This window comes from Shewanella sp. Koi 1, from assembly GCF_052907445.1.
Genome location: NZ_JBREJM010000001.1, coordinates 848,243 through 874,363 on the forward strand (window position 1 = coordinate 848,243; position 26,121 = coordinate 874,363).

Genomic DNA, 26,121 nt, shown 5'->3' on the forward strand with positions numbered 1-26,121 from the left:
AATGAATAATATTATCTTGTAGGTGTACAAGCTTACTGGGCAAGACGGGCTTCGATGGCATCGAACAGCATGCCAGTAATGTCCACATCGAATGCCGCTTGGATTTCACGGATACAGGTTGGGCTAGTGACGTTAATCTCGGTCAGCTTGTCACCAATTACATCCAGACCCACAAATATCAGGCCGCGTTTTTTCAGCTCTGGGCCAATGGCGCGGGCGATTTTCCAATCTGAGTCCGATAACGGCTGAGCAACACCGCTGCCGCCTGCGGCCAAGTTACCGCGGGTTTCGCCTTTTTTCGGAATGCGCGCTAAGGCGTAGGGCACGGGCTCACCGTCCACCACCAGAATACGTTTGTCGCCCTTGGTGATTTCAGGAATAAAGGCCTGTGCCATGGCGTATTGGTTGCCATATTGGGTCAAGGTTTCGATGATCACCCCAAGGTTAGGGTCGTCCTGTTTCACGCGGAAAATTGAGGTGCCGCCCATGCCGTCTAATGGCTTGAGGATAATGTCGCCCTTGGCTTGGTGGAATGCGCGGATGCGATTAGCATCGCGGGTCACTATGGTCTCTGGCGTAAATTCGCTAAACCATGCGGTGAATAGTTTTTCGTTGGCATCGCGCAAGCTTTGCGGTTTATTCACAATCAGTACGCCTTGCTCTTCGGCGCGCTCTAGCATGTAAGTGGCGTAGATAAATTCGGTATCGAACGGTGGGTCTTTACGCATTAACACCACGTTCAACTCGCTCAGCGGCGTATCTTGGGCGTCGCCCAGTTCGAACCATTTATTGGCATCGTTGATAACCTTTAATGGACGCATATTGCCCATGGCAACACCGTTGACCATGGCGAGGTCGGCCATTTCCATATAAAACAGTTGGTAACCCCTTTCCTGCGCCGCCATTAGCATGGCAAAACTGGAGTCTTTCTTAATGTTGATCTCACTGATGGGGTCCATCACTATGCCGAGTTTTATCATTAATCTGTTCCTTATTGATTGCCGTTGCAGGCAAAAAGCATTTATGGATTAGCCAGTAATCGATTCGCTAGTTAGCGGTTAACCTTTACCCTAAGTCACCAAATCTAAGTTGCAGCGCGGTAATCGCCGTGAGTGAGGCGGTTTCGGTGCGCAGCACTCGGGGGCCGAGTAACACATAGGTAAACTGGTAGGTTTCCGTCATGGCGATTTCTTCCGCCGATAATCCCCCTTCGGGGCCGATCAGCAGGCGTACACGGGTATGGGATAAGTCTAAGCCATTGATACCGTGCGCCGCCCTTGGGTGCAAGTTGAGTTTGAGCGCGCTGGTCGGTTCGCTGCACCATTCCTGTAATTCCATGGCGGGGCGAACGATGGGCACTTGGCTACGGCCGGATTGCTCACAGGCGCTGATCACAATCTTTTGCCATTGCTGGATTTTCTTTTCGAGACGCTCACCAGTGAGCTTGACGCCGCAGCGGTCAGAAAATAGTGGCGTAATGGTATTAACCCCTAGTTCAACGGATTTTTGAATGGTGAACTCCATCCGATCGCCACGGGAAATCACTTGGCCTAAATGCAGGTTGAGGGGCGATTCCGATGGATTAGCCTCACAGGACAGCACTTTTACCGTGACCGATTTTTTACCCGCATCGACAATTTCGGCAAGATAATCATTACCATCGCCATTAAACAGGCTAATGTGTTCGCCACTGCCCATACGCAACACTTTGCCAATATGGGCTGCGCCATCCTCATCTAAATTCAGCTGTTGATTTACGGCTAATGGTTGAGGTTGATAAATTCTTGGAACTCTCATTGTCGACCTTATTCGGCTAATTGTTGGCGCAGTGGCGGCGCATTGCAGGCATTCTGCACAAAGGGATTATGATTACCTTGGATTTGCGCTATGGCGTTATCGCGTTTGCATTCAATAGTATCAACTGGATAGCTTTTATCCCATGCTTTGAACAATTTTAATTGCTGCGAGGCGATTTTAAGGCCGTAGGTTTGCTGCATATACAGGTAAGTGCGGGCTATTTTACCGCGGGCGTTAGCGGGCGGCTGGGCTTGTCGATTCTTAAAGTCGATGACCATAGCGCATTGACCATATTGGTCGGCCTTACCGTTCCATTGGCTAAAACGGAAGTTGCTGCGATCGCCGTTCACTTCACCAATCGCGGGCACCAGATTGTGCATGTCCGCTTCCATTTTATTGAATTCTTTGCTGTTACTGGCACAGTTTTTACGCCCGCCCTGTTGCCAGCATTGCAGTTGATGGCCAAATTCCCACGCGGGGACGATATGCTCCCACTCGATACGGTTGGCACGGGTTTGTTGTTTGCGGACTTGGTAACCGCAACCGGCTAAATCCGGCTGCCATGATTTGCCCTTGATCTGGATATCACAGCCACAGTAAAAACTCACGGCGGGTAGGGTGTCCTGGCGGCTGCCTTGATATAAGGATTGGGACAATACCTTGGCTTGGCTAAAGCTGCTGGGGTGTGAAGAAGATGCATTGGCGGCGGAGGTCATCGCCAGCCAGCTGAATAGGCACAGCAAGGCTTGCCGAGACCTTAAGGTTATCGTGGTGTTGTTCACTGTTGTTCCCAAAAAAATCACTACTACGCGAGCCTTTGGCTCGTCTTTTATGGCTGAATGGTAAGGGAAATGCCGCGTCTTATGCAAATCGCTCGTACTTTAAGTGGGGATGTAACTTAATTGCTCATCAATTGTTCGATTAGGCTAGGGTGAGATGGCTATGGCAGCGTTTACACAAATAGCGGGTTTCCCCACGTAACACCTTATTATGGCGACGAATACTCAGCCGAATGGGGCCGCAGGCACAGCGGTATTCAACGTCTTTACCCTTAACCGACTGGGTATCGAAATTGTGGGTCGTATTAGGGCTTATCTTAAACAGTGTTAGCATCATCGATTGCCATTCGCGGCCATGGGGTTTGGTTTTACCAAACAGCTGAAAGCACAACAAATGGCTTATCTCGTGGGGGACGACCTCGGCTAAAAATGATGCACTGTTTTCCTGCAGTAATACGGGATTAAAGCGCAGGCGATTTTGCTGCAAATGCGCCGTGCCGGCACTGCGCCCCCTTAAGGTAAATTGCGTGATTGGCCTTGGAAACGTGCGTTTGAAATAGGCTTCAGCCTGCTGATAACAGTCTTCAATACGAGCAAGAATTTGCTGTTGTAACGGTGTTAGTGAGCTTAGCTGCTGTTGGGGATCGTTGGCTTGGTGAGTGTGAGACGCCAGCATATTAGGCAATCTAGGCCCTGTGCCACCGGGAGTAGACATCGCTTTGCTGCGCAGGGTATTGAGTATGGATCTGGGGTTAAACATAGACTTAGGTGTTAACTCTGTTTCGGCAAAATATTGATTGCGACTCGGCGAGCTAAGCTGGGCTCATCTAATCCTTAATAACGCTTGCCGGATTGCCACTCGGTGCACGAGGCAAGCGTTGGCATCATAACCAACGCTTGCTCACAATACCAGTGTTGTGGCGAGACCAGTATGCTGTGGCGAGTTAACGGCTAGCAGCGGCCTGCATCACCATGGTGCGGACTTGTTCAACTATCGCTTGCTCGGTAACAGCGTCATAGCCTGTTACCTTTGGGGTGTGGATATGGCCAACCTGAGCGCGGCTATTGAACTTTTGCTGTAACACGATAGCGCGATAGGAAATCTCATTGGAGAGATAACCGCCACCCGAACCTTCGACCGAGGTTTCATTTTGCAACTCGCTTAAGGAACTGGCATTAAACTCACCGCGGGCTAGGGTGGTCACTGTATGGTTATCATTGACTTTCCACTGGCCGTCTTTAAGTTGCATCGCGGCTACGGGCAGTGAAAACTCAACAAACTCAGGGCCAATGAAGTCTTTACCGTTGAGTTTGGGGGCAACAGGCGCGGTTTTGCTTCCGCCAGTGTACAGATTTTGGTTATCCGGCGCGGCGGCGCTACGGTTACGTCCGGGGAAGCGTTCAATATCAAAGTCACTGCGGCCCATGCTGACGGTAAAGACAAACTGGGTTTTAGGATCGCGATAAATCGGGCTGAGTAAGGATTCGATAATGCCTTGGTCAAAATCCTCGAAGCGCACTGGGATCATTGCGGTTTCGATTTGGGCTTTTTTGCCGTTGATATCAAACCTAAAACCATCGAGGGCGAGGGCGACCAAGCCTGAAGGATTGCTCTGGCTGGTGTCTTTATCGAGGAAGAAAGGGTCGAATCCTGTCAGGAAGATTTTTATCTGCACATCGTCGCCGTATTGGATATCGCTAAAACCGCGAGATGCCTTCTCTACGGCGCTGGCTAAAATATTCTGTTGCCAATCGGCCATTTTGAAATTGGCGCTATTGCTCTTGATGCTATTTAACATTGAGAGCCGAGCCCAGTAGAGGGATCTGTCGTCAAAGTGCCCTGACTGCACATCACGCACAGCCTGTTGCCACAGTCTATGCCCCTGACGAGCGGCAAGTTGGGTTGCATCGCGTTCATTCTTCTGTGCGGAAAGCTGAGTCGCCAAGCCTTCGTCCAAGGCTTGATAGCGGTTGACCACTTCTGCCATGGTTTTTTCTGCAGTGGGAATGCGGGACACTTCCACATCTCCTAGGAGTTGTACTGCACCTGCGGTTTGCGCCACTGTGCTGGCGAGGATAAAAACGAGGCTGGGCTTTAACATTGGCGTTTCCTTTTTATTTTAATCACTTATTTTGCTGGAAAAGGGCGATGTTCCTAAGGCGTTTGGGTTTGCTTCATCCTAGAGAGGATGTAACTTATGCCAAAAAGTCACAATGATTGTTTTGAGTATAAGAGTTTACCTAGAGTGATTCGAGGATCTTATTCCTGTTTTGCATATTGAGGTCAGTGTACGGGCGCTAATGAGTGCTGAGTGGCGAGACACGCGAGGATAAGTATCTGCCTTATTTTTGCCACAATTGGTCAGCAGTTTGCTAGGGAAAGCCCGCCAAGACGGTGCTACTCTTAGCGCCTCATTTTTATGGATTTATTGCATTAGGCAAGGGGACATTATGCGTGCGTTAGCCTTATCGGCTGTGTTGATGGTAACAACGATGATTGGCATGCCTGCGGTGGCAAAGGAGTGGCAAGAGAACAAGAGTTGGAATACTCTCTTTAGCGAACATAAAACCCAAGGCGTGGTTGTGCTCTGGAACGAGAATACACAGCAGGGGTTTACCAACGATCTTAAACGGGCAAACCAAGCATTTTTACCGGCATCGACTTTTAAGATCCCAAACAGTTTAATTGCCTTGGACTTAGGTGTGGTTAAGGATGAGCATCAAGTCTTTAAATGGGATGGACAGACGCGAGATATCGCCGCATGGAATCGTGACCATGATTTAATCACCGCGATGAAGTACTCGGTTGTGCCTGTTTATCAAGAATTTGCCCGCCAAATTGGTGAGGCACGTATGAGTAAAATGCTGCACGCCTTCGATTATGGCAATGAGGATATCTCGGGCAATTTAGACAGCTTTTGGCTCGATGGTGGTATTCGAATTTCGGCTACCCAGCAAATCGCTTTTTTACGCAAGCTGTACCACAACAAGCTGCACGTTTCTGAGCGTAGTCAGCGCATCGTTAAGCAAGCCATGCTGACCGAGGCAAATGCCGACTATATCATCCGGGCGAAAACTGGCTATTCGGTCAGAATTGAGCCGAAAATTGGTTGGTGGGTTGGCTGGGTCGAACTCGATGACAATGTGTGGTTCTTCGCGACTAATATGGATATGCCTTCCGCTGAGGGCTTAGGGTTGCGTCAAAGCATTACGAAAGCAGTGCTGAAACAGGAAAAAATTATTCCTTAGAAATGGTTAGCGGCGCATTTGTGTGAAATAGCAGTCATATAAGGTGTAAAGATATATGGACAAAATGCTGATGCGCTCATAGCTAATGGCTCATACAGAATTGGCCAGACACAATAGACTTATACTCAGCGTGTTACCCGTTAGTCTGAGCATTTGCACCTCATTCCTAAACGCAAAAAGCCTAGTCAATTCGCTAGGCTTTTTTGTTATCTCAATGGTCACTTAACATAGGGATGTGAATCAAGGAGAGGCGATATAGGCAAAGGAGAAGACCGCTGCGATAAAGTGCTTAGCCCATCAAGGATTGCAGGCTTTCTTGACTACTAAAGCGTTTGACGAAAAAGTCCAAGAAGGCACTGATATTAGTGGCTAATTGGCGACGGCTCGAATACACCCCATAGACCTTAAAGGGTTCGATTGGCCATTCTTGTAGTATGGGAACCAGTTGACCATTCGCCAATTCCGTCTTGCAGGCGGAGTTAGACAGCATGGCAATGCCAAAGTCATCGAGGGCTAATTGCTTGACCATAATAGGGCTATTAACCCTAACCTTACGTTGAAAATTCACCATGGTCTTACGCGCGCCTTTACCGAGGGGCCAAATGGGCGCTGAGCGTGATGTCCCGAGTAGGATGCCACTGTGTTCACTTAATTCCTTTGGCGTAGCAGGCGTGCCTCGGGCTTTTAGATAAGCCGGGCTTGCGACGAGAATGGGTTGGCGTTCGAACAGTAATCTTGCAACAAGATCAGAGGATTGCAGTGGCCCATATTTGATAGCTATGTCATATCCTTCACCCACTAAACCGATATCGTTGTCGGTAAACTGGACATCTAATTCCACATTGGGATATAAACGCATGAATCCGCTACAGAGGTTAGCGATTAATTCTTGGCTAAAAGAGACTGGAATAGCTATCCGTAATGATCCTGACACATCATCATGGGTACTCTCGATAACAGCCTTGGCCGCTTCCACCTCATTGCGAATGGAATCACAGTGTTGATAAAAGAGGGCCCCGACTTGAGTAAGGCTTAAGTTGCGGGTGTCGCGTTGTAATAATCGCACGCCAAGTTCTTCTTCGAGCTGCGCGATTTTGCGACTTATGGTGGATTTAGGGTGGCCGGTTTCACGTGCAGCTTGGGAGAATCCCTTCGCTCTAACTACGGCTGCAAATAGCATCATACCGTTTAAATCTGGCATGTTTTTCCCACTGTCTCATATTTGGAACATAGCGTCTTATGCAGTTTAATGGCATTTGGCGGGATAACAAAGTTATATTTATTGGCTAAAAATTTTCAGAGGCTAAAGCAGAGGATCTTTTGATGACCAGCAATAATCAGCCCACACACATGACTCAAGCCCAAACGCCCGATCCGCTTTTTTTACAAGCCGAGCATTTGGCAAAAGATTTTTCTCTGTTTCCTAAACACAGTAAACAGAGCTTATCAGATGAAATTAAAGGTCTTTTAAACGATGACGCCATTCAGGCAAATTTAAAAGACTTGGCATCGTTAGATGTCGATGGTTACGTCGCAAAAGTGATCCAGCCGACCCAAGATAAAGGTCGTCCTGGTGCAAAACGTATCATTGCTGACCTAAAAGGTCGCTTGATTACCGAAACTCACTTGGGTTCTTTCTACAGCGCTGAGGTCGAGCTGAATTTCGGTTCACGCACTCGTCGTATCGGTTTTATTGCCCAAGAGCGTACCACGGCTAACGGCGCGTGGATGCCTGAACATCACTATGCGGCCTGTAAAGCGATTCGTCATTTCGCCGAATTGTCTATGCCTATCGTTTACCTCATCGATACCCCTGGGGCCGATGCGGGCGAAGTGGCTAACAGCCAAAACCAAGCACATTCTATTTCTAAGGCGATTGCTGAGAGTGCCAACGTTGACGTGCCAACAGTCGGTATCGTTATCGGTGCGGGTTACTCGGGCGGTGCGATTCCATTAGCGGCGGCCAACATCCTGTTATCGCTGCGCGATGGTATTTTCAACACGATTCAGCCACAAGGTCTGCAGAGTATTGCGCGTAAGTACAACCTGTCATGGCAGGAATGTGCTAAGTCTGTGGGCGTGTCTCCAGAAGAGCTTTACACCGCGGGTTGTATCGATGGCATCATCGATTTCTCTCCAGGTGACCGTGACGAGCGTCAGCACAATTTACGCCGCGCTATCATCAGCAGTATCGAAGCTGTTGAACGTGCAGCGATCAACTTTGTGCGTGAATCTAAAGATTTACGTGAACATTATGACCGCAGTTTAGCGCGTTTCCTCAGCCCATCTAAAAACCTGATGGCGTTAGAGTTAAACGCGGAATTGGCCGTGGCAACTAGCCCAACCAACCACCACAACCTGTTTGGTAGTGCTTACCGTTACCTGCGTTATTTAACGCTGCGTAGCCGCATTCATTCAATCTCTCAGGAGCAATACGGACGTCTGTCACGTGTTAGCGTGCCTGAAGGTGACTTGTTAGCTCGTATCCAACAAGAGCAAGACCGTGTATTCCAAGCTTGGTTATCAAGCCCTGATAAGCTGGTTTACGATGAAGATCTAAACAAGCTGTGGGCGAACTTTATTGCTAAGCGTGATGAAGTGTCTACCGAGCGTAACATGCTGACTCGTTTGATTTTGGGTGAACCAAAAGAGAACTACAAAAAAGCACGCAAGGCGCTGTTATTTAACATCGGTTGGTCTTTATATCATCGCTGGAAGAGCAACGCGGCAAACAACTTCAAGGGCTTAATCCAGCACCTTGAAAATCTGCCAAAGTCAGTGACTCAAGCCAAGTGGCCTGAACTGAATCAACTGACTGTGCTCGATGTGGTTGTGAACGACGAACTGCGTGAAGACTTCATTTGGCAATGTCATAACATCCTGATCTTTAACTCACTGTACGACAACGTTGTGGGCAGCTTAGCGTCTATCGCGAAAGAAGCCATGATGTCTAAGAGCCTGTCTCGTAACTCTGTGAACAACCTGCTGCACAAGTCAATTGACCATGCGCTGTCAACTCAGGATACCGCTAACGACAAGGCGAAATTCTACAAGTGGCTTAAGTACTTTATGGGCCAGTCTAACCGTGCCGATCTCTTGGTGCGTGTAGAGCAGTGGAAGAGTGTGGGCTTCCCACAACTTAACGACAGTTTATTCGTTATCCTGACTTATTTCTTCGAGCGTTTACTGCCTGAATACTTCGACAGTGAAAGCGATAACAGCAAGTACACTGGCGCGATTAACCCTGTGCGTATCGGTCGTCGTAAGGACTTCTGGAACCGCTTGACCATGGGTTATCAGGACTTACTGATCCAAAAAGTATTACGTGACGAAAAACGTACCGGCAAGATGACCTGGGAAAATGTGATTAAGCAATTCTTCACTCATTTTGAAGAGATCAATGGCGACAAGATGTCGGCCAACTTGCTTAACTTCCCTGGTTTCCGCCTCTCAATCGAAGATGCGTTAGACAAAGGCATTCGCCCTTGCGGTCTGATCACAGGTATTGCTGACTTTAAAGAAAAAGGTCAAAAAGTCCGTGTGGGTGTAGCTGTGTCTAACACTGCATTCCAAGCGGGTGCCTTCGATATGGCGAGTGCTGAGAAATTCTCTGCGCTGCTGATCGAGTGTGCTAAGCGTAAGCTACCTGTTGTTTGCTTTATCAGCTCAGGCGGTATGCAAACTAAAGAAGGTGCTGCGGCACTGTTCTCAATGGCTGTTGTGAACGACCGTATTACTCGTTTCATCCGTGATAACGAATTGCCAGTACTGATGTTTGGTTTTGGTGACTGTACCGGTGGTGCGCAGGCGAGTTTCGTGACTCACCCATTAGTGCAAACCTATTACCTGTCTGGTACTAACATGCCATTCGCGGGTCAAATGGTGGTTCCAGCTTACTTGCCTTCGACTTCGACACTGTCTAACTACTTGTCGAAAGTACCAGGTGCAATGGCGGGCCTAGTCCACAACCCATTCAGCGAAACCTTAGATAATCAATTGGCGAGCATCGATCCTCTGATGCCAATGCCAACGGCGAAGATCAATGACGTGATCATCAACGCCCTTTCAACTCTGGTTGTTGAAGCGCCTGTTGAAGAAGAAGTGATTGTTCAAAACGATCCGCGTAAGTTAATGAAACCAATTAACAAAGTATTGGTTCATGCCCGTGGTTGTACCGCTGTTAAGTTGATCCGTAAGGCTCACGATAACGATATCAACGTGGTATTAGTGGCGTCAGATCCTGACATGACCGCAGTACCTGCGGATATGCTGAAAGACTCAGACAAGTTAGTCTGCTTAGGTGGTAACACCTCTGACGAAAGTTACCTGAACGCTTACTCTGTGCTCAAAGTTGCCGAATACGAGCAAGTTGATGCACTGCACCCAGGTATCGGCTTCCTGTCTGAAAGCCCACAATTTGCGGCGTTGTGTGTGAACAATGGGGTTAACTTCGTTGGTCCTAGCGTACATTCAATGACGACTATGGGTAACAAGTCGAACGCGATTAAGACGTCACAAAGCCAAAACGTGCCAGTAGTACCAGGTTCGCACGGTATTCTGACGAACGCTGAGCAAGCGGTGAACGTGGCCAACGAAATTGGTTACCCAGTGCTGCTCAAAGCGGTACAAGGTGGTGGCGGTAAAGGTATCCAGGTCGTTAAACGCCCTGAGGATATGATTGGTCTATTCCAAAAGACCTCTACCGAAGCGGCTGCGGCCTTTGGTAACGGCGACTTGTACTTAGAGAAATATGTAACCTCACTACGTCATATCGAAGTGCAGTTACTGCGTGACAAGTTTGGTAACGCTAAGGTTCTGGGTTTACGTGACTGTTCTGTACAACGTAACAACCAGAAAGTGGTCGAAGAGTCTGGCTCAACCATGCTGCCAGAAGAACTGAAGAAACAAGTGCTGGATTACACCCGTGCTTTAGGTGATGCGACCGATTACATGGGCGCTGGTACAGTTGAGTTCATCTATAACTTAGATGCCAACGAAGTGTACTTCATGGAAATGAACACCCGTCTGCAGGTAGAACATCCAGTTACTGAAGCGACTTCAGGTATCGATATCGTGAGCGCGCAGTTTGATATCGCTGCGGGTCGTTCAATCGAAAACCTCGAGCCAAAAGAAATCGGTTATGCAATGGAAGTGCGTGTGACTGCCGAAAAAGCAGCACTCGACAGCCATGGTGTACTCCAACTGATCCCAAATCCTGGCAAGATCACCGAATGTGTATTCCCAGATCATCCAGATGTGGAAATCATCTCGATTGCCGCTGCGGGTAAAGAAGTATCACCATACTACGACAGTTTAATCGCTCAGGTGATTATGCGTGGTGAAAACCGTGAAGACGTTATCGCGAAACTGCACGCTTACTTAGATAGCGTAGTACTCAAAGGTATCGCGACTAACATTCCATTGCTGAAACTGATCCTAAGCGATGGCACCTTCAAAGAAGGCGTATACGACACTAACTACCTGCCACGTTTCATGGCTGAGCTCGACATTCCAGCACTGATCGCTGAAATGGAAGCCGCTGCCGAAACCGTGGGTGTAGATACTGAGTCACTGCGTGTGGGTGAAAGTAACGAACTGAAAGTATTAGCCCAAGGTGCAGGTATCTTCTATACCTCGCCAGCCCCAGGCGAACCTGACTTCGTGAAAGAAGGCGATATAGTGACTGCAGATCAGACGCTTGCGTTAACTGAAGCGATGAAGATGTTCTCTCAGGTCAACTTAGCCGGCTTTAACCGTCAAGGCGCAGTGTTGTACCCAGAAGACAAGAAGTACCGCATCGAGCGTATTCTGAACAGCAATGGTCAGCAAGTATCGCAAGGTGACTTACTCTTCGTTGTGTCGCCAGTTGAAGATTAATCTTGCTTAAGCGATGACTGAATCGAAATACCCGCCAATCGGCGGGTATTTTTTTATCTGAGTAACAGTGATGTATCCATCACTGCGTATATTTCCATAATCAATTTAGGGTTTATTGGTATTATCTTAATATCGCGTATACACTTTTTTTACCTTGTAAGACGAATTGCTGAGTGTATTAGAGAAGCGACATGGGTTGCAGATTCTGGGTTTTACTCCTTTGTTTATGCTCACCTTTATGTGTCAATGCCGAGCGCTTGGCCTCATACCTTAATGCTGCAGACGATGAATTTGCCAATGCCACCCAGTTGGTGCGTTATTGCGTCGACCCCGATTGGTTACCCTATGAAGCGATTCGTGACGGTCAACATGTGGGGATTTCGTCGGATTATATTCGCTATATCGAAGCCCATTCGTCATTAAAGTTTAGTCTTGTGCCCACCACCTCTTGGACACAAACCTTAGATTTTCTGCAAACGGGGCGCTGTGATTTAACCCCACTCCTCAATAAGACGGCGACTCGGGAGCAGTTTTTACATTTCAGCCATGTGTATTTTCGTTCCCCCAATGTATTAGTGTCTCTCAAGGACGAACCCTTTTTGCAAGGGTTTGAAAACATCGGTCCGCGCACCTTGGCGGTGCCTGATGGCTATCGTCTCGCCGAATATATTCAGCATTACTATCCCAAGGTTCACACCATTAAAGTGGCGAGTGAGCCTGCAGGGCTTGAAGCCGTGCTCGAGAAAAAGGTCGACCTCTTTGTGGGGTCGATGTTTTCCGTTAATGCCTATATTCAGCAGACAGGATTCAATCACCTTAAAATTGCCGGTTGGGGTGGCCCGGAGGATGAACTGCGGGTGGGGGTGAGCGCTGGACATGACGCGCTGCTGCCATTAATCAATCAAGTGCTAGACAATGTAGATGAGCTGGAGCGGATCAGGATTTACCAGAAATGGAACAACATCACTATCATCGATGAAACCAACTACTTACTTATCTATCAAGTGATTGCGGCGACACTGTTAGTCGTGTGCCTACTGGTAACGCGCACTTATATGATCAGTCGTTACAATCGCCGACTAACCGATAAAAACCAGCAGCTTGAAGAATTGCGTTTGCAATTAGAGCAAAGCAATACCGAGCTTGAGTTTTTATCCACCCATGATCCGCTCACGAAACTCTACAATCGGCATTACTTTAATCGACAATTTGTCCATGAACACCGCGCCGCCGCTTCCACGCAAGGGGCCATTTGCTTGGTGATGTTAGATATCGATTTCTTTAAAGAGATCAATGACACCTTAGGCCATTTCGTTGGGGATACTATTTTGATGGAGTTGTCCTCGGTATTGCAGCACTGTGTGCGTGAAAGTGATGTGGTTGCACGCTGGGGCGGGGAAGAGTTTGTGATCCTCTGCCATAACACTTCACTCGAGGCCGTGAAGTCGCTGTGTCAGCGGATCACAACCGCCATCAGTGAGTACCATTTTAGTGGTGATGTTCAGCTCACTTGTAGTTTCGGGATTGCCAAACTCGCGGCCAATGAGCCGATGCAATCATGTTTTGAGCGGGCAGATAAGGCGCTATATCAGGCAAAAGCGCTGGGGCGGGATCAGATTTGTGTCGATGACACTCATCTGTAGCTGCCTTGCTTGGTAAGATTTAAGTCCATTCCTAAGCTCGTAGCGGTTTTTATTCAGAAATCCGCCATTTATCTTAGAAAACCTTCCCAGTTCGCACGATTTTTACTGAGTTGCGCACACAGTGAGTCAACTCAAGGTTGTTGATTGACTGGCTCAAGGCTATTTGTTGACAGGCTTAGAGCGGGTTTATGGTTGTTTGTTAACAGCTAAAGCATGGAAAAACATCAGTCTTGAGGAAAATCGGCTTATTTTTAGGGTTTTTACTAATTGATTGAATATTGAGCTAAATTTTTTTATTTAATTGTTTTCACATATTTTTCTTATTTTTTTTTAATTTTTTCCGCGACTTTATCGTGAAAAATTGCAAGAGCCATTTGCGCATAGCGGGGTTCCAATTTACAATATGCGCCTAAAATAATCTGATGTGCGGTGTGTCGGTGGTTTGTCGCATACTCCGTCTACTTCTTAAACTAATCATTAAAGTTGAATCATGACCGAATTATCCAAATACAGAAACATTGGTATCTTCGCTCACGTTGACGCGGGTAAAACCACGACCACCGAGCGTATTCTTAAGCTAACCGGTAAAATCCATAAGTTAGGTGAAGTTCACGACGGTGAATCAACAACAGACTTCATGGTTCAGGAAGCTGAGCGCGGTATTACCATTCAATCAGCTGCTGTAAGCTGTTTCTGGAAAGACCACCGTTTCAACGTTATTGACACACCAGGACACGTTGACTTCACAGTTGAAGTTTACCGTTCTCTGAAGGTTCTTGACGGCGGTATCGCTGTATTCTGTGGTTCTGGTGGTGTTGAGCCTCAATCAGAAACTAACTGGCGTTATGCTAACGAATCTGAAGTTGCTCGTATCATCTTCGTAAACAAGTTAGACCGTATGGGTGCTGACTTCTTACGTGTTGTTAAGCAAACTAAAGACGTTTTAGCTGCTAACCCACTGGTTATGGTTCTGCCAATCGGTATCGAAGATGAGTTCACTGGTGTTGTTGACCTGTTAACTCGTAAAGCTTACGTGTGGGATGATTCTGGTATTCCAGAAAACTTCACTGTAACTGACGTTCCAGCAGACATGGTTGACCAAGTTGAAGAATACCGTGAAATGCTGATCGAATCTGCTGTTGAGCAAGATGACGACCTGTTAGAAGCTTACATGGAAGGCGAAGAGCCATCTATTGAAGACCTGAAGCGTTGTATCCGTAAGGGTACTCGTACTATGGCATTCTTCCCAACATTCTGTGGTTCTGCGTTCAAGAACAAAGGTATGCAACTGGTTCTAGACGCTGTTGTTGACTACCTGCCAGCACCAGACGAAGTTGATCCACAACCTTTAACTGACGAAGAAGGTAACGAAACTGGCGAATACGCTATCGTTTCTGCTGACGAGTCATTAAAAGCATTAGCGTTCAAGATCATGGACGACCGTTTCGGCGCCCTGACTTTCGTACGTATCTATGCTGGCCGCCTGAAGAAAGGTGACACCATTCTTAACAGTGCAACTGGTAAGACTGAGCGTATCGGCCGTATGTGCGAAATGTATGCAAACGATCGTATCGAAATTGAATCAGCAGAAGCTGGTGACATTATCGCTATCGTGGGTATGAAGAACGTACAAACTGGTCACACTCTGTGTGATGTTAAACACCCATGTACTCTGGAAGCGATGGTGTTCCCAGAGCCAGTTATCTCTATCGCAGTAGCGCCAAAAGATAAAGGCGGCAGCGAGAAGATGGCTATCGCTATCGGTAAGATGATCGCAGAAGATCCATCATTCCGCGTAGAAACTGACGAAGATTCAGGTGAAACCATCCTTAAAGGTATGGGTGAACTGCACTTAGACATTAAAGTGGACATCCTGAAGCGTACTTACGGTGTTGAGCTGATCGTGGGTGAACCACAAGTAGCATACCGTGAAACCATTACTCAAATGGTTGAAGACCAATACACCCACAAGAAACAATCTGGTGGTTCTGGTCAATTCGGTAAGATCGAATACATCATCCGTCCAGGTGAGCCAAACTCTGGCTTCGTGTTCAAGTCTTCAGTTGTTGGTGGTAACGTTCCTAAGGAATACTGGCCAGCAGTTGAGAAAGGCTTCGCGAGCATGATGAACACTGGTACTATCGCTGGCTTCCCAGTGTTAGACGTTGAGTTCGAACTGACTGACGGTGCTTACCACGCAGTTGACTCTTCAGCAATCGCGTTCGAAATCGCTGCTAAAGCGGCATTCCGTCAGTCTATTGCTAAAGCTAAACCACAACTGCTTGAGCCAATCATGAAAGTTGACGTGTTCAGCCCAGAAGACAACGTAGGTGACGTAATCGGTGACTTAAACCGTCGTCGCGGTATGATCAAAGACCAAGTTGCTGGTGTAACTGGTGTTCGCGTTAAGGCTGACGTTCCGTTATCAGAAATGTTCGGTTACATCGGTTCTCTACGTACAATGACTTCAGGCCGTGGTCAGTTCTCTATGGAGTTCTCACACTACAGTCCATGTCCAAACAGCGTTTCGGACAAAGTTGTTGAGCAAGTTAAAGAGCGTAAAGCTGCTGAAGCTAAGAAGTAATTCTTAACTTCCTCTAATAGAAACCGCTGCTAAGCCAAGGCTAGCAGCGGTTTTTTATGGGTGAAATTTAAGGTAAAACAGCATGAGTGGTGCAGCTTAAGGCTTAGTCCAAGCCCAAGCCTTGAAGGAGCTGTTTAACGCAGTGCTTTCTGTTTACTCAGTTCCAGTAACGCATTGGCCGCAGGGGTTAAAGGTAGATTTTGCCGCCAGATGAGGGCTAAATCCCAGGTCATAGCCGGTTGCATAGGTCTAAACACTAGCTTGCTGGTGCTGAGTTTTTGGCAAATAGGTTCGGGTAAAATCGCTAGGCCCATATCGGCCTCGACCATGGCGGCGAGAAAATCCCATTGGCCGCTTCGAAACGCGATATTGAGTTGCACTCCCGCCTTACGACTCAGGCGATTGATTAGTTTCGCCAAGGAAAAATCTTCGTTATAAAGAATAAAGGGATAGGGCTCAAAATCCTGCCAGCTGAGGTGAGATTGAGTGGCGAGCGGATGCCCATCGGGTAAGCAAGCTAAGAGCGGGTATTTGGTTAGTGGTTGATTCACCAGCTCGGTCTCATGGGTGGTTGGCAGTGCGGTAAAGGCGATGTCTAAGCTGTTATTCAGCAGCGCCTGTTCACAACCAAATCCGCCGTATTCATACATTTGCAGCTCAACGCCGGGATAACGTTTCCGGTAACTGGTCAGTAGCCCGATAATTAGACTGCTCATCATAGGGCAGACGCCTAATCTTAACCGTCCTGTCTTAAGTCCGCTTAAGTTGCTCATGTCCTCCTGCAATCTATGCCATTGTCCGAGTATTTCCCGCGCGCTGTGTTCAAACAGCTGCCCTGCTTGGGTCAACTCGACCTTCTGATTGTTACGGATAAGCAGCGTCTCGCCTAAACTCTCTTCGAGCCTTTGGATGATCTTGCTGAGCGTAGGCTGGGTGATAAAGCATTTTTCCGCGGCACGGGTGAAGTTTTCTGTTTCGACTAAGGTCAGAAAACATTGCAAGGTCTTGATTGGGATATTCATGCTTAAATGGAATCCATGGTATGGCGTTAATTCATTTTACTGATGATGGCCTAAGTATTACTTTGAGCTCGTTAACAGAACAGGGGAATAACCAATGAAGTCCACATCAAGTTTATGGGTCGGTGCTTTGTGGCAGGCAGCTATGCCTGAAGCAAAGAATGTGCAAACAGCTAAAGCGGTGCAAACCAGATTAACGGCTCCAGCGGGTGATTTGCATAAAGCAAAACAACAAGTAAACCCAGCCTAGGCTGGGTTTTTACTTTTCAATAGTTTGCGCTTTCTTCCCACCCGTTTTCTTTCCTGATCTCTTACCTTTATTGCACGCTTGTTTAACGCTCTGTATTTCATTTTCTGCGCCTGAATCTTCAGTTTTTACAGTGCTCTTAACACGGTACTAGCAAGGCTTAGCGCTGAGATTTTATTGCAGAAAATAAAAAGCCACTGGGTTTGCAGTGGCTTTTGTGGGCAGGGAAGTGCTGTGTTATTGATTTGAGAACTTGTTCTCGACTAAAGGCGCCTTGTTTTCTGCCTGTGCAACGTGGCACTGGGTGCAGAAATAGTTATGGCCATTGAGTGTGCCTTTATCGTCGATTACGTGGGACTTCGCCACTGGCGTGGCCTTCATCCGTGGAGCTTTATCCCAGCTGTGACAAGTTAAACAGCCATTCTTATCCAAGGTGATTTTGTAATCATCCTTATGGGGAATGAGTGGCGGTTGGTCGGTAAAGCTGCGCTCTAGCGCCTTGCCACGGCTTGGGTAGACGGGCATGGCATCGGCTGGGCGAATATCCGTTACCGCGCTATCGCCAGCGAGGGATTTGATGTTTACGGGTGTGGCTTGAGAGTCTGCCTGTTGGCCTGAGCAGCCGCCGATGGCTAATACAATCGCAGCTAAGGTGAGTATTTTTTTCATTGGTCATTCTCCGCCTTGGGGGCAATGTGTTGACGAATTGGTGAAGTGGTTGATAGCGACTGACAATCGGTCGAATCGCCTTTATTAAGTTGAGCCTGAGTGGCCGTAAAGCGTGTTTGATAGCGAAATACGCGTTGAGCGCAGACATCGATACAGCGGCCGCATTGGGTGCAGTCTGGGCTAGTGATCACCGGGTTTTGCCCTTTTAACGCCTGCTTTAATACTTGGCGTTCAGGGCAAACACTAAAGCAGTCCATGCAGTTATCACAGGCACTGGCTTTGCTGGCAACGATTTTGATGGGGCTCCATTTGCCGATAAAGCCAAACAGGGCGCCTGTCGGACACAGGTGACCACACCAAGCGCGCTCGGCGATAAACAGATCCAGCAGAAATATCGCCGCTAAGATCCATAAACCACTGAGACTGCCAAATAACACGGCGCGATAGACTAAGGGTACTGGGTTAACCCATTCCCAAATCAAGTTGCCTGTGAGCAGTGGCAATAACAGCACGAGTGCCAGCAGGTAATAACGTAAATTGCGTGGTAACTCGCTGGTGCGAGGAAGGTTCAATTTACGTCTGAGCCAGCTTGCGGCATCGGTAACCAGATTGACTGGACACACCCAACTGCAAAACACCCGTCCACCGGCGAGGGCATAAAACAGTATGACCAAGGCGGCGCCTATCAGTAGGCTAAGCTCGGGAATATGCCCGCTAATGAGCATTTGTAAGCTCACTAGCGGATCGGCAAAGGGAATGGTATCGAGCAGTAAACTGGCCGATAAATTACCCTTAAATAGCCAAATTCCCAGTAATGGCCCAAGTGCAAATAAGCCTAATAAGCCGAATTGCACCGCGCGGCGTAGTAGCAAATATTTGTGTGCGCCAAACCAACCGAGTTCTGCAATGGCTGCGGCATGCTCGCCTTGCATGCGGGCTTTTGAGTTCATGGTCTGGTTATTCATAGACTTGTTACTCATAGCGTTAGCCCCTTATTCAACATCTCTAAGGTGGTTTCCTCGGTGTTGATATAAGTGTCATGCGCCGCCGCTTTACCGAGTGCCAGAGCGGTCGGTAACACCTTAATCGCGGCCGTGTCGAGCACGCAGGCATGTTCGCATTTACCGCACCCCGTGCAGGTATCGCTGTTGACTGTGGGTAAAAACATGGCGTGGTGATCGCTATGTTGATTGCGTTGGCGTTCTAAGGTGATGGCATTGTCGATTAACGGACAAACCCGATAACAGACGTCACAACGTAATCCCTTAAAGTTTAGGCAGTTTTTCTCATCTATCAGTACCGCAACACCCATCTTAGCATCGCTAATTTGCTCAAGTTGAGGGTCAAGCGCGCCCGAAGGGCAGGCTTTAATGCAGGGAATATCCTCACACATTTCGCAGGGAATGCGTCTTGCGGTAAAGAATGGCGTGCCAGTGGCGGCGCCATCGAACCAACGTGCCAGCGATAGGGTGTCGTAGGGACAAGCCTCGACACACAAACCGCAACGCACACAGGCGGAGAGAAAATCGCTTTCTTCAAGGGCGCCCGGCGGTCTGCAAGCTTGGGGGGCGAGCTGGCCTTGGCTTTTTGCCGTGGCCGTCAAGCCTAATCCCACGAGCCCCATCACGCAGCCAGCCTTAGCCGTCGTTGCCAAAAACTGGCGACGGTTGACTTGCTTGACTGTGAATGGACTCTTCACTTGCTGACTCACCTTAGCACTCCTTAATCGCTTTCAAATACGCTTATCGCTATCAAATGAGGCTTAGGCCTTCATCACTTTTACGGGACACTTCTTAAAGTCAGTTTCTTTTGACAGTGGATCGGTCGCATCCAAAATCAACTTGTTAACTAACTGACGCGCATCGAAGAAGGGCATAAACACGACGCCGCGTGGAGGTTTGTTACGGCCTTTGGTTTCGACACGGGTTTTGACCTCACCACGGGGGGATGCGACTAGCACTTCATCACCACGTTGCAGACCACGGGCTTTAGCGTCTTCAGGATGCATAAAGATTTGTGCATCGGGGTAAGCGCGGTACAGCTCAGGTACACGGGCGGTCATCGAACCTGTATGCCAGTGTTCGAGTACACGGCCGGTAGACATCCACAGATCGTATTCTTCATTTGGCTCTTCTGCCGCAGGTTCGTAGGGCAGGGCGAAAATCACCGCTTTGCCATCGGGTTTGCCGTAGAACTTGTAGCCTTCACCCGCCTTCACATAAGGATCGCTACCTTCGACGAAGCGGCGTAGGGTTTCTTTGCCCTCAACCACTGGCCAGCGTAGGCCGCGGGTTTCGTGGTAACGGTCAAAGTCGGCTAAGTCATGGCCATGGCCGCGACCAAAGGCAGCGTATTCTTCGAAAATGCCTTTTTGTAGATAGAAGCCAAAGTGCGCGCTTTCATCGTTTAAGTCGCCCTTACAATCTGTGGTTGGGAACTTGTTGATGACGCCGTTGGCAAACAGCACTTCATAAAGCGTTTTGTCAGCATATTCAGGCTGTTTAGCGATAAGCTCAGCCGGCCATACTTCAGACACTTTAAAGCGTTTTGAGAACTCGACTAATTGCCACAGATCCGACTTAGCCCCTTCTGGCGCTTTGACCTGTTGATGCCACATATGGGTGCGGCGCTCGGCGTTACCGTAGGCACCTTCTTTCTCAACCCACATGGCGGTGGGCAGAATTAAGTCGGCGGCCATGGCGGTGACGGTTGGGTATGGATCGGATACCACGATAAAGTTTTCAGGGTTACGGAAACCGGGGTAGATTTCATCGTTGATATTCGGACCCGCCTGCATATTGTTGGTACACATGGTCCAATAGCAGTTGAGTTTACCGTCTTTGAGCATGCGGCTTTGCAGCACGGCATGGAAGCCGGGTTTTGGCGGAATGGTGCCTTCTGGTACCTGCCACACTTTTTCTGTGATGGCGCGGTGTTTATCGTTGGCCACTTCCATATCCGCAGGTAAGCGGTGGGCGAAGGTGCCGACTTCACGGGCAGTACCACAGGCCGAAGGTTGACCCGTTAATGAGAATGGGCTGTTACCTGGGGTAGCGATTTTACCTGTGAGTAAGTGGATGTTGTAGAGCATGTTGTTTGCCCACACACCACGTACGTGCTGGTTGATCCCCATGGTCCACAGACTCATGACTTTGACCTTAGGATCAGCGTAGGCCTTAGCTAAGGTTTCTAATTTTTCAGGCTCTACACCACTCATTTTCGCCGCATATTCCAGCGTATAAGTGCTGACGAACTTAGCGTATTCTTCGAAGCTGATAGGGCTGGATTTACCATTGCCTGGGTTTTTGGCTTTCTTCTCTAACGGATGATCTGGACGTAGACCATAACCGATATCATCCACACCGAGAGCAAACTTAGTATGTTTAGTCACAAAGTCGGTATTCACGGCTTTGTTTTGAATGATGTAGTTAGCGATAAAGTTGAGGATCACTAAGTCTGACTGTGGACGGAACACCATAGGGTTGTCCGCTAAGTCGAAACTGCGATTCTCGAAGGTGGATAGCACATGTACGCGGCAGTCTTTGTGGCTTAAACGACGGTCGGATAAGCGTGCCCACAGAATAGGGTGCATCTCGGCCATGTTAGCGCCCCAGAGCACAAATTGGTCGGCGGCTTCTAAGTCATCGTAACACCCCATAGGCTCGTCGATACCGAAGGTACGCATAAAGCCACCTACGGCCGATGCCATGCAGTGGCGGGCGTTAGGGTCGATATTGTTGGTTAAGAATCCGGCCTTATGTAATTTAGAGGCGGCATAACCTTCCCAGATGGTCCATTGGCCCGAGCCAAACATACCGACTGAGGTTGGGCCCTTAGTGGCGATGCTGTTTTTCCACTTAGCGGCCATAGTATCGAAGGCGACATCCCAGCTTACAGGGGTAAACTCGCCTTCTTTGTGGTATTTGCCGTCTTTCATCCGCAGCAGCGGCGTGGTTAATCTGTCCTTGCCGTACATGATTTTCGACAGGAAGTAACCCTTAATACAGTTCAAACCACGGTTAACTGGGCTTTCGGGATCGCCCTTAGTAGCGACGACTTTACCGGCTTTGGTACCGACTAATACGCTACAACCCACACCGCAAAAACGGCAGGGGGCTTTATCCCACTTAATGCTATCTGACTCGGCGGCTTCGACCATTTTCACGGGAAGCGTGACGCCAACGGCCGTGGCAGCGGCAACCGCTGCGTTAGCCTTGAGAAACTCGCGGCGGCTAATGCTCATAGTGTTTCCTCACTCTCTTGTTCTAAGGGTTCTACTTGGTGGTAAATCAAACTGGCGGATAACACGCCGGACAGGGCATTGATGGCTTCAACATTGTCGAGAATGGCTTTTTGGCTATTGCCTTCGAGGGTAATAACGAACTTGCCCTCGGGGGAAATGGCGTGGATATCGCAGCCCTTTAATGCAGCAATATCGGCCTCAACCTGTTGTAAGGCATAAGGGGCGGCATGTACCACAAGACTGGTGACATGGTATTCCTGACTCATAGCGGTACCTTTATCTTGAGATTCATTCAGTTGTTTTCGATAAACATCGCGACAACTCAATGTGGATAACTGTGAGTCTAGACCTGATAAAAAATGTGGGTATACCTCGCAAGAGGTATTGGCGGGGATAGTCGATCGGGATCAAAGTTTTGCGCGTGATCTAACTCTCAGTTTGAAATTTACACAATCCCTATCCCTTTGGAGAGGGAGCAAGCGAGTGAGTTAAACGTGGGAATTAGCTCTATAAATATTGCCATTGCTTGAGCAGGATGACCGCGGGATTCGCATTACCTTCGCCTAAGTCGGCTGCGCCTAAGGCATTGTCATAGTGGATTTTTCCATTTCCAGTCGCAGTGATGGATTTGCCCCTCACCGAGCCGAAAATCTCAGGGCCGCCGGGGAGATTAACCTTAGATTTGGGGGCGTAGAGCGCGGCATAAATCGGCACATTACCGCTGACGGTGACATCCTTATCCGAGCCAGAAAAAATAGACAGTGGCGGCTTGTTGCTGTCGGTCAGGGTTTGCCCCTTAATGTTGTTACCGTTGTTTGTCCCCGCCGTAAAGGCGACTTCACCGCCCACAAATAGCGTAAGGCTTGAGCCCGGGGCAATATTTAGCTGATTCGAGCCACTCATCTTAAAGTCACCATTAACTATCAGGGTGACATCGCCGCCACTGATATTGAGCACACCATCGGCACTCATGACTAAGCTGTCGAGGTTAAATACAGGGGTGTCACTGCCGAAGATGTTTTCTGACGTGGGGGTAAGGCTCGGGAAATAATCACCTTTCCAGCCGAGTTCGGTCTTACTCGACCCCGATGGCGTGATAGTGACATTAGCGTTGGAATCAATCCTGCGCGCGCCGTTATTTGGCATCTTAAAGCCGCCCATCACAGCGCCAATATCCAATGGATCGCAGGATTTTGTCGGCACGGGTGGCACATTCGGGCGCGCGTTGACTAGGTTGCCAATCTGGCTGTCCTGATGAAAGTTACCGTCGCCACCATATTGCAGTGCGCCATTCACTTGGGCTTTGGGCGCCGTGGCGGCATTATTATTGGCTTTGACCGAACCTTCCACCGTGCCGCTATTCGCCAAGTTAAAGTTATTGCCCGCCGCGACATTCCCGCTTATGGTCCCTGTGCCCAGGGTGACATCATTATTGGCTTGAATGCTGCCGTGGATATCCGACGAGCCAGTGAGGGTGACGCTGCCCGTGGCGCTAACATCGCCGTAAATTGGCGCGTTGCCCGTGAGCGTAATATTGGCATTGGGCTCTATGGTGGTGACATTGCCTTTGCCATGTTGATTAAGCTCACTGCCACCTTGGCTGTTACTGATGCTATCGCCATAGGCGCCTTTACGGGAATCGTAGCCATCGATGCTACTGCTGCCGGTAAGGTTTAAGCTTTCGCAGGACACAATCGCATCATTGAAAATCGTATTTCCGTGACTGCCCTGCAGTGTGAACTGGGCGTTGAGTTTGGCCTCACCCTCTAAATGATTGCCACGACTGTCGAGGCTAAGATCGGCCCCGGCGATTTGGCCGTTTTCGAGGGCATAGCTGCTGCCTTCGAGGCTGCCATCGGCTTCGGCGGGGAGTTGCTCATAAAGGGTTTGCAGGCCTTGATTGGGCGCACGCTGCAGCTGAGTTTTGAGTTGGTTGTAACTCTCGTGCATTCCCTGTTCGGCGAGTAGCTGCGCATTGACCTGCTTTTGAAAGTTACCACTCAGTCGCTCTTGCACTAGATTATCCCTGAGGGACGTGACCACCAGCAAACTCGCTAACAGACTGAAGACTAAGACGATAAGCAGTACCGCGCCATGTTCCTTATTGCCTAGAGCTGGTCTTAGATTGTCCATTATGGCTTCCTTGCTTTATGGGTTCTGTTGGCTGTTGAGGGCTTGTTGCCATAGGGGTTTACGCAGGGCGATATCGAGCTGGATCCCTTGGCCATATTGCGCGGGGAGTTTTTCGGGCTTGAGTACTACAGTCACCAGTTCGCCATTCAGTGCAAAACGGGTCGATTCTAGCCCTGTGAGTAACACCTGAGCGCCATCGCCGTCGTCGCAGCTCAGATTGGGGGCGTCAAAACGGTAGGTTTCGTTGTAATCGCTGGTTTTGCTGGTTCCTAGGCAAGTTAAACTCGGCTGGGCTGGGGATGCTGCAACTGCGAGCACTAACTCATTAGCGCTGAGGGATACGATACTTGATGCACGTTTAACACTTTTGCTGAGGCTAAGGGTGGCGTACCTCAGCGCATCGGCGGCGTCTTCTAGGCGTTTACTTTCTTCCACTGTGGCTTTGAGCGGGGCGAAAAAATTGACCACGGCCAGCATAATAATCAGCCCAAGCACCATAGCGATCATTAGCTCAGATAAGCTAAAACCCGCTTGCCGTTGCTTCGCGCTTAAGGACATAACTACACCTGGCATAAGTGCGGAAAACTGGCGTTGAGGCTTACACTGTTATTGTCCTCAATGCGGCCGTCCTGCCAAGTGACAGTGATGGGCATAGTGTCTTGATAAGTGTTCGGTAGCACTAAGCTGAAGCCGCTGGGCATATCTTGGCTGAGGCTGGCCCTAAAATTGACATCTTCAAAGCGTGCGGGTTGGCGCTGAATATCGCAGATCCTCGGCCAGATCCTTTCAATGGCATTCTGTGCTTGAATGGTGGCGACCGTATACTGGAAGCTGTTGGTCGCATGCTGCAATGAAGATAGCTGCGCTTTGCCTAGCGCTAGTAGCGAAGTGACCGACACCACTAACGAAATCAGCACTTCGGTCATGGTAAAGCCTTGTTGTTTATTACTCAGTGCCACTATGCGCATGCCGCCTCCTGTAGATAACTTTGCCCGCTTGGCAAGATGCACAGATTGAGCGTTTCACCTTGGGTGTTTTCGAGGCTCATCTGGGTTTTAGTGGTGTTGCCTGTAGCATTGATATTGAGGGTGTTAAAGCCATCGATACTGACGCCGCGGTTCGATGGGCTAAAGACCTTGAGTTGTTCCTGATTGCTGATGACCAGCCAGCGCCCATCTTCAGTCGCTTCGAGTGTCACCGCCTGATTGCGCTTGATGGCTTCGCCGCGGGCGAATTTGTAACAGGAAATCAATTCATTTGCGGTGGTGGTGAGGCTTTCTCTGGCGATCAGATCCCGATAGGAAGGTAGGGCGAGGCTCGCCAAGATACCTATGATGGCGATAGTGACCAGCAATTCAACTAAGGTGAACCCAGCAGTAGTTCGTATCATCTTAGTGGGTCCAGCAATGGGTTGCGGGGGTGCGTACGCCTTTGTGGTCGAGGCTTAAGGTGCCGCAGGAGTCAGACTGACGGCTTGTGGGCACGGCCTTGAGGCTAAAACCTAATTTATCTGTCGTGGGCGTATAGCTGAAACTGTAATAGGCACTGTTGGTTAAACTCTGCGAATCGGGATAAAAACCGTTGCGGGAATAATGGCGCTCTAGCGCTTGGGCACTACTGACGAGATATTGCTGTGCATCGAAGCGTCGACCTTGTTTTAAGTACTCATTAAACGATGGGATAGCAATGGCGGCAAGAATGCCGATAATGGCGAGGGCGATCATCAGTTCAATCAGGGTAAACCCTTTACGTAAAGCGCTCATCCACCCCTCCCTGTGTTATTGAACTGAATAGAATCGTCCGTGATTATGATGATTATCTTGTTGTTTTAATTGTTTTGACAGCGTTGTCACATTAATTTATTGGGATTTTCATCGAAAT

The 26,121-nt window shown here is 48.8% G+C and carries 22 protein-coding genes; 5 read left to right on the forward strand and 17 right to left on the reverse strand.

Annotated features, from left to right (window positions below; all coding sequences use genetic code 11):
* Positions 1-32 precede the first annotated feature (32 nt).
* The 5 genes from gshB to ACUZ8J_RS03850 form a co-directional block, all read right to left on the reverse strand.
* Positions 33-980, reverse strand: coding sequence for a glutathione synthase (gene gshB, locus ACUZ8J_RS03830; RefSeq protein ID WP_023266854.1), 948 nt, complete (start codon positions 978-980; stop codon positions 33-35).
* An 85-nt stretch (positions 981-1,065) separates the two neighbouring features.
* The gene (gene rsmE / locus ACUZ8J_RS03835; RefSeq protein WP_446693119.1) at positions 1,066-1,797 is read right to left on the reverse strand and encodes a 16S rRNA (uracil(1498)-N(3))-methyltransferase; all 732 of its coding nucleotides are present in this window, start codon (positions 1,795-1,797) and stop codon (positions 1,066-1,068) included.
* A gap of 8 nt (positions 1,798-1,805) precedes the next feature.
* The gene (gene endA / locus ACUZ8J_RS03840; RefSeq protein ID WP_446694899.1) at positions 1,806-2,513 is read right to left on the reverse strand and encodes an endonuclease EndA; all 708 of its coding nucleotides are present in this window, start codon (positions 2,511-2,513) and stop codon (positions 1,806-1,808) included.
* A 205-nt stretch (positions 2,514-2,718) separates the two neighbouring features.
* Positions 2,719-3,252 (reverse strand): SprT family zinc-dependent metalloprotease, encoded by a 534-nt coding sequence (locus ACUZ8J_RS03845; RefSeq protein WP_446694900.1) that lies wholly within the window; start codon positions 3,250-3,252, stop codon positions 2,719-2,721.
* Between the two features lie 268 nt (positions 3,253-3,520).
* Positions 3,521-4,678 (reverse strand): pyroglutamyl-peptidase I family protein, encoded by a 1,158-nt coding sequence (locus ACUZ8J_RS03850; protein WP_446693120.1) that lies wholly within the window; start codon positions 4,676-4,678, stop codon positions 3,521-3,523.
* A gap of 349 nt (positions 4,679-5,027) precedes the next feature.
* Between ACUZ8J_RS03850 and blaOXA the strand changes: the two genes are divergently transcribed.
* The gene (gene blaOXA, locus ACUZ8J_RS03855; protein WP_446693121.1) at positions 5,028-5,825 is read left to right on the forward strand and encodes an OXA-48 family class D beta-lactamase; all 798 of its coding nucleotides are present in this window, start codon (positions 5,028-5,030) and stop codon (positions 5,823-5,825) included.
* A gap of 289 nt (positions 5,826-6,114) precedes the next feature.
* On the opposite strand, the gene ACUZ8J_RS03860 is transcribed toward blaOXA, so the two are convergent.
* Complete coding sequence (locus tag ACUZ8J_RS03860; RefSeq protein WP_011621492.1) at positions 6,115-7,026, reverse strand: LysR family transcriptional regulator; 912 nt, start codon at positions 7,024-7,026, stop codon at positions 6,115-6,117.
* A 122-nt stretch (positions 7,027-7,148) separates the two neighbouring features.
* Here ACUZ8J_RS03860 and ACUZ8J_RS03865 point away from each other — a divergent pair, with 122 nt between their 5' ends.
* The 3 genes from ACUZ8J_RS03865 to fusA all read left to right on the forward strand — a co-directional run bounded on the left by ACUZ8J_RS03865 (position 7,149) and on the right by fusA (position 15,929).
* Positions 7,149-11,702 (forward strand): ATP-binding protein, encoded by a 4,554-nt coding sequence (locus ACUZ8J_RS03865; protein ID WP_446693122.1) that lies wholly within the window; start codon positions 7,149-7,151, stop codon positions 11,700-11,702.
* 191 nt (positions 11,703-11,893) lie between these two features.
* Positions 11,894-13,345: a diguanylate cyclase gene (locus ACUZ8J_RS03870; protein ID WP_446693123.1), complete on the forward strand. Its 1,452-nt coding sequence runs from the start codon at positions 11,894-11,896 to the stop codon at positions 13,343-13,345.
* Between the two features lie 490 nt (positions 13,346-13,835).
* On the forward strand, positions 13,836-15,929 hold the full coding sequence (gene fusA / locus ACUZ8J_RS03875; protein ID WP_011718229.1) for an elongation factor G: 2,094 nt from the start codon (positions 13,836-13,838) through the stop codon (positions 15,927-15,929).
* A 134-nt stretch (positions 15,930-16,063) separates the two neighbouring features.
* On the opposite strand, the gene ACUZ8J_RS03880 is transcribed toward fusA, so the two are convergent.
* A complete protein-coding gene (locus ACUZ8J_RS03880; protein WP_374918964.1) occupies positions 16,064-16,951 on the reverse strand; it encodes a LysR family transcriptional regulator in 888 nt (295 codons plus the stop codon).
* 94 nt (positions 16,952-17,045) lie between these two features.
* On the opposite strand from ACUZ8J_RS03880, the gene ACUZ8J_RS03885 reads away from it, so the two are divergent.
* On the forward strand, positions 17,046-17,198 hold the full coding sequence (locus ACUZ8J_RS03885) for a hypothetical protein (protein WP_011627178.1): 153 nt from the start codon (positions 17,046-17,048) through the stop codon (positions 17,196-17,198).
* Positions 17,199-17,432: 234 nt separating this feature from the next.
* On the opposite strand, the gene napB is transcribed toward ACUZ8J_RS03885, so the two are convergent.
* The 10 genes from napB to ACUZ8J_RS03935 form a co-directional block, all read right to left on the reverse strand.
* Positions 17,433-17,864, reverse strand: coding sequence for a nitrate reductase cytochrome c-type subunit NapB (napB, locus tag ACUZ8J_RS03890; protein ID WP_089067017.1), 432 nt, complete (start codon positions 17,862-17,864; stop codon positions 17,433-17,435).
* On the reverse strand, positions 17,861-18,844 hold the full coding sequence (gene napH / locus ACUZ8J_RS03895; protein ID WP_446693124.1) for a quinol dehydrogenase ferredoxin subunit NapH: 984 nt from the start codon (positions 18,842-18,844) through the stop codon (positions 17,861-17,863). Before napH ends, napB begins: the two co-directional genes overlap by 4 nt.
* On the reverse strand, positions 18,841-19,575 hold the full coding sequence (napG, locus tag ACUZ8J_RS03900) for a ferredoxin-type protein NapG (RefSeq protein WP_088210212.1): 735 nt from the start codon (positions 19,573-19,575) through the stop codon (positions 18,841-18,843). The genes napH and napG overlap by 4 nt, the downstream gene beginning before the upstream one ends.
* Positions 19,576-19,626: 51 nt before the next feature.
* Positions 19,627-22,107 carry a nitrate reductase catalytic subunit NapA gene (gene napA / locus ACUZ8J_RS03905; protein WP_126511885.1) on the reverse strand — a complete coding sequence of 827 codons (2,481 nt, stop codon included), beginning with the start codon at positions 22,105-22,107 and terminating at the stop codon, positions 19,627-19,629.
* Positions 22,104-22,373 carry a chaperone NapD gene (locus ACUZ8J_RS03910; protein ID WP_011718223.1) on the reverse strand — a complete coding sequence of 90 codons (270 nt, stop codon included), beginning with the start codon at positions 22,371-22,373 and terminating at the stop codon, positions 22,104-22,106. Before ACUZ8J_RS03910 ends, napA begins: the two co-directional genes overlap by 4 nt.
* A gap of 241 nt (positions 22,374-22,614) precedes the next feature.
* Positions 22,615-24,240 (reverse strand): DUF7305 domain-containing protein, encoded by a 1,626-nt coding sequence (locus ACUZ8J_RS03915; protein ID WP_446693125.1) that lies wholly within the window; start codon positions 24,238-24,240, stop codon positions 22,615-22,617.
* Between the two features lie 15 nt (positions 24,241-24,255).
* The gene (locus tag ACUZ8J_RS03920; protein ID WP_446693126.1) at positions 24,256-24,798 is read right to left on the reverse strand and encodes a PilW family protein; all 543 of its coding nucleotides are present in this window, start codon (positions 24,796-24,798) and stop codon (positions 24,256-24,258) included.
* Between the two features lie 2 nt (positions 24,799-24,800).
* On the reverse strand, positions 24,801-25,208 hold the full coding sequence (locus tag ACUZ8J_RS03925) for a type IV pilus modification PilV family protein (RefSeq protein ID WP_446693127.1): 408 nt from the start codon (positions 25,206-25,208) through the stop codon (positions 24,801-24,803).
* A complete protein-coding gene (locus ACUZ8J_RS03930; protein WP_446693128.1) occupies positions 25,199-25,630 on the reverse strand; it encodes a GspH/FimT family pseudopilin in 432 nt (143 codons plus the stop codon). The genes ACUZ8J_RS03925 and ACUZ8J_RS03930 overlap by 10 nt, the downstream gene beginning before the upstream one ends.
* Position 25,631: 1 nt before the next feature.
* Positions 25,632-26,003 (reverse strand): type IV pilin protein, encoded by a 372-nt coding sequence (locus ACUZ8J_RS03935; RefSeq protein ID WP_446693129.1) that lies wholly within the window; start codon positions 26,001-26,003, stop codon positions 25,632-25,634.
* Between the last annotated feature and the right edge of the window lie 118 nt (positions 26,004-26,121).

Coding starts and splice junctions, on each gene's coding strand:
- gshB (WP_023266854.1), bottom strand. CDS start 980: ATGATAAAACTCGGCATAGTGATGGACCCCATCAGTGAGATCAACATT.
- rsmE (WP_446693119.1), bottom strand. CDS start 1,797: ATGAGAGTTCCAAGAATTTATCAACCTCAACCATTAGCCGTAAATCAA.
- endA (WP_446694899.1), bottom strand. CDS start 2,513: ATGACCTCCGCCGCCAATGCATCTTCTTCACACCCCAGCAGCTTTAGC.
- ACUZ8J_RS03845 (WP_446694900.1), bottom strand. CDS start 3,252: ATGCTGGCGTCTCACACTCACCAAGCCAACGATCCCCAACAGCAGCTA.
- ACUZ8J_RS03850 (WP_446693120.1), bottom strand. CDS start 4,678: ATGTTAAAGCCCAGCCTCGTTTTTATCCTCGCCAGCACAGTGGCGCAA.
- blaOXA (WP_446693121.1), top strand. CDS start 5,028: ATGCGTGCGTTAGCCTTATCGGCTGTGTTGATGGTAACAACGATGATT.
- ACUZ8J_RS03860 (WP_011621492.1), bottom strand. CDS start 7,026: ATGCCAGATTTAAACGGTATGATGCTATTTGCAGCCGTAGTTAGAGCG.
- ACUZ8J_RS03865 (WP_446693122.1), top strand. CDS start 7,149: ATGACCAGCAATAATCAGCCCACACACATGACTCAAGCCCAAACGCCC.
- ACUZ8J_RS03870 (WP_446693123.1), top strand. CDS start 11,894: ATGGGTTGCAGATTCTGGGTTTTACTCCTTTGTTTATGCTCACCTTTA.
- fusA (WP_011718229.1), top strand. CDS start 13,836: ATGACCGAATTATCCAAATACAGAAACATTGGTATCTTCGCTCACGTT.
- ACUZ8J_RS03880 (WP_374918964.1), bottom strand. CDS start 16,951: ATGAATATCCCAATCAAGACCTTGCAATGTTTTCTGACCTTAGTCGAA.
- ACUZ8J_RS03885 (WP_011627178.1), top strand. CDS start 17,046: ATGAAGTCCACATCAAGTTTATGGGTCGGTGCTTTGTGGCAGGCAGCT.
- napB (WP_089067017.1), bottom strand. CDS start 17,864: ATGAAAAAAATACTCACCTTAGCTGCGATTGTATTAGCCATCGGCGGC.
- napH (WP_446693124.1), bottom strand. CDS start 18,844: ATGAGTAACAAGTCTATGAATAACCAGACCATGAACTCAAAAGCCCGC.
- napA (WP_126511885.1), bottom strand. CDS start 22,107: ATGAGCATTAGCCGCCGCGAGTTTCTCAAGGCTAACGCAGCGGTTGCC.
- ACUZ8J_RS03910 (WP_011718223.1), bottom strand. CDS start 22,373: ATGAGTCAGGAATACCATGTCACCAGTCTTGTGGTACATGCCGCCCCT.
- ACUZ8J_RS03915 (WP_446693125.1), bottom strand. CDS start 24,240: ATGGACAATCTAAGACCAGCTCTAGGCAATAAGGAACATGGCGCGGTA.
- ACUZ8J_RS03920 (WP_446693126.1), bottom strand. CDS start 24,798: ATGTCCTTAAGCGCGAAGCAACGGCAAGCGGGTTTTAGCTTATCTGAG.
- ACUZ8J_RS03925 (WP_446693127.1), bottom strand. CDS start 25,208: ATGCGCATAGTGGCACTGAGTAATAAACAACAAGGCTTTACCATGACC.
- ACUZ8J_RS03930 (WP_446693128.1), bottom strand. CDS start 25,630: ATGATACGAACTACTGCTGGGTTCACCTTAGTTGAATTGCTGGTCACT.
- ACUZ8J_RS03935 (WP_446693129.1), bottom strand. CDS start 26,003: ATGAGCGCTTTACGTAAAGGGTTTACCCTGATTGAACTGATGATCGCC.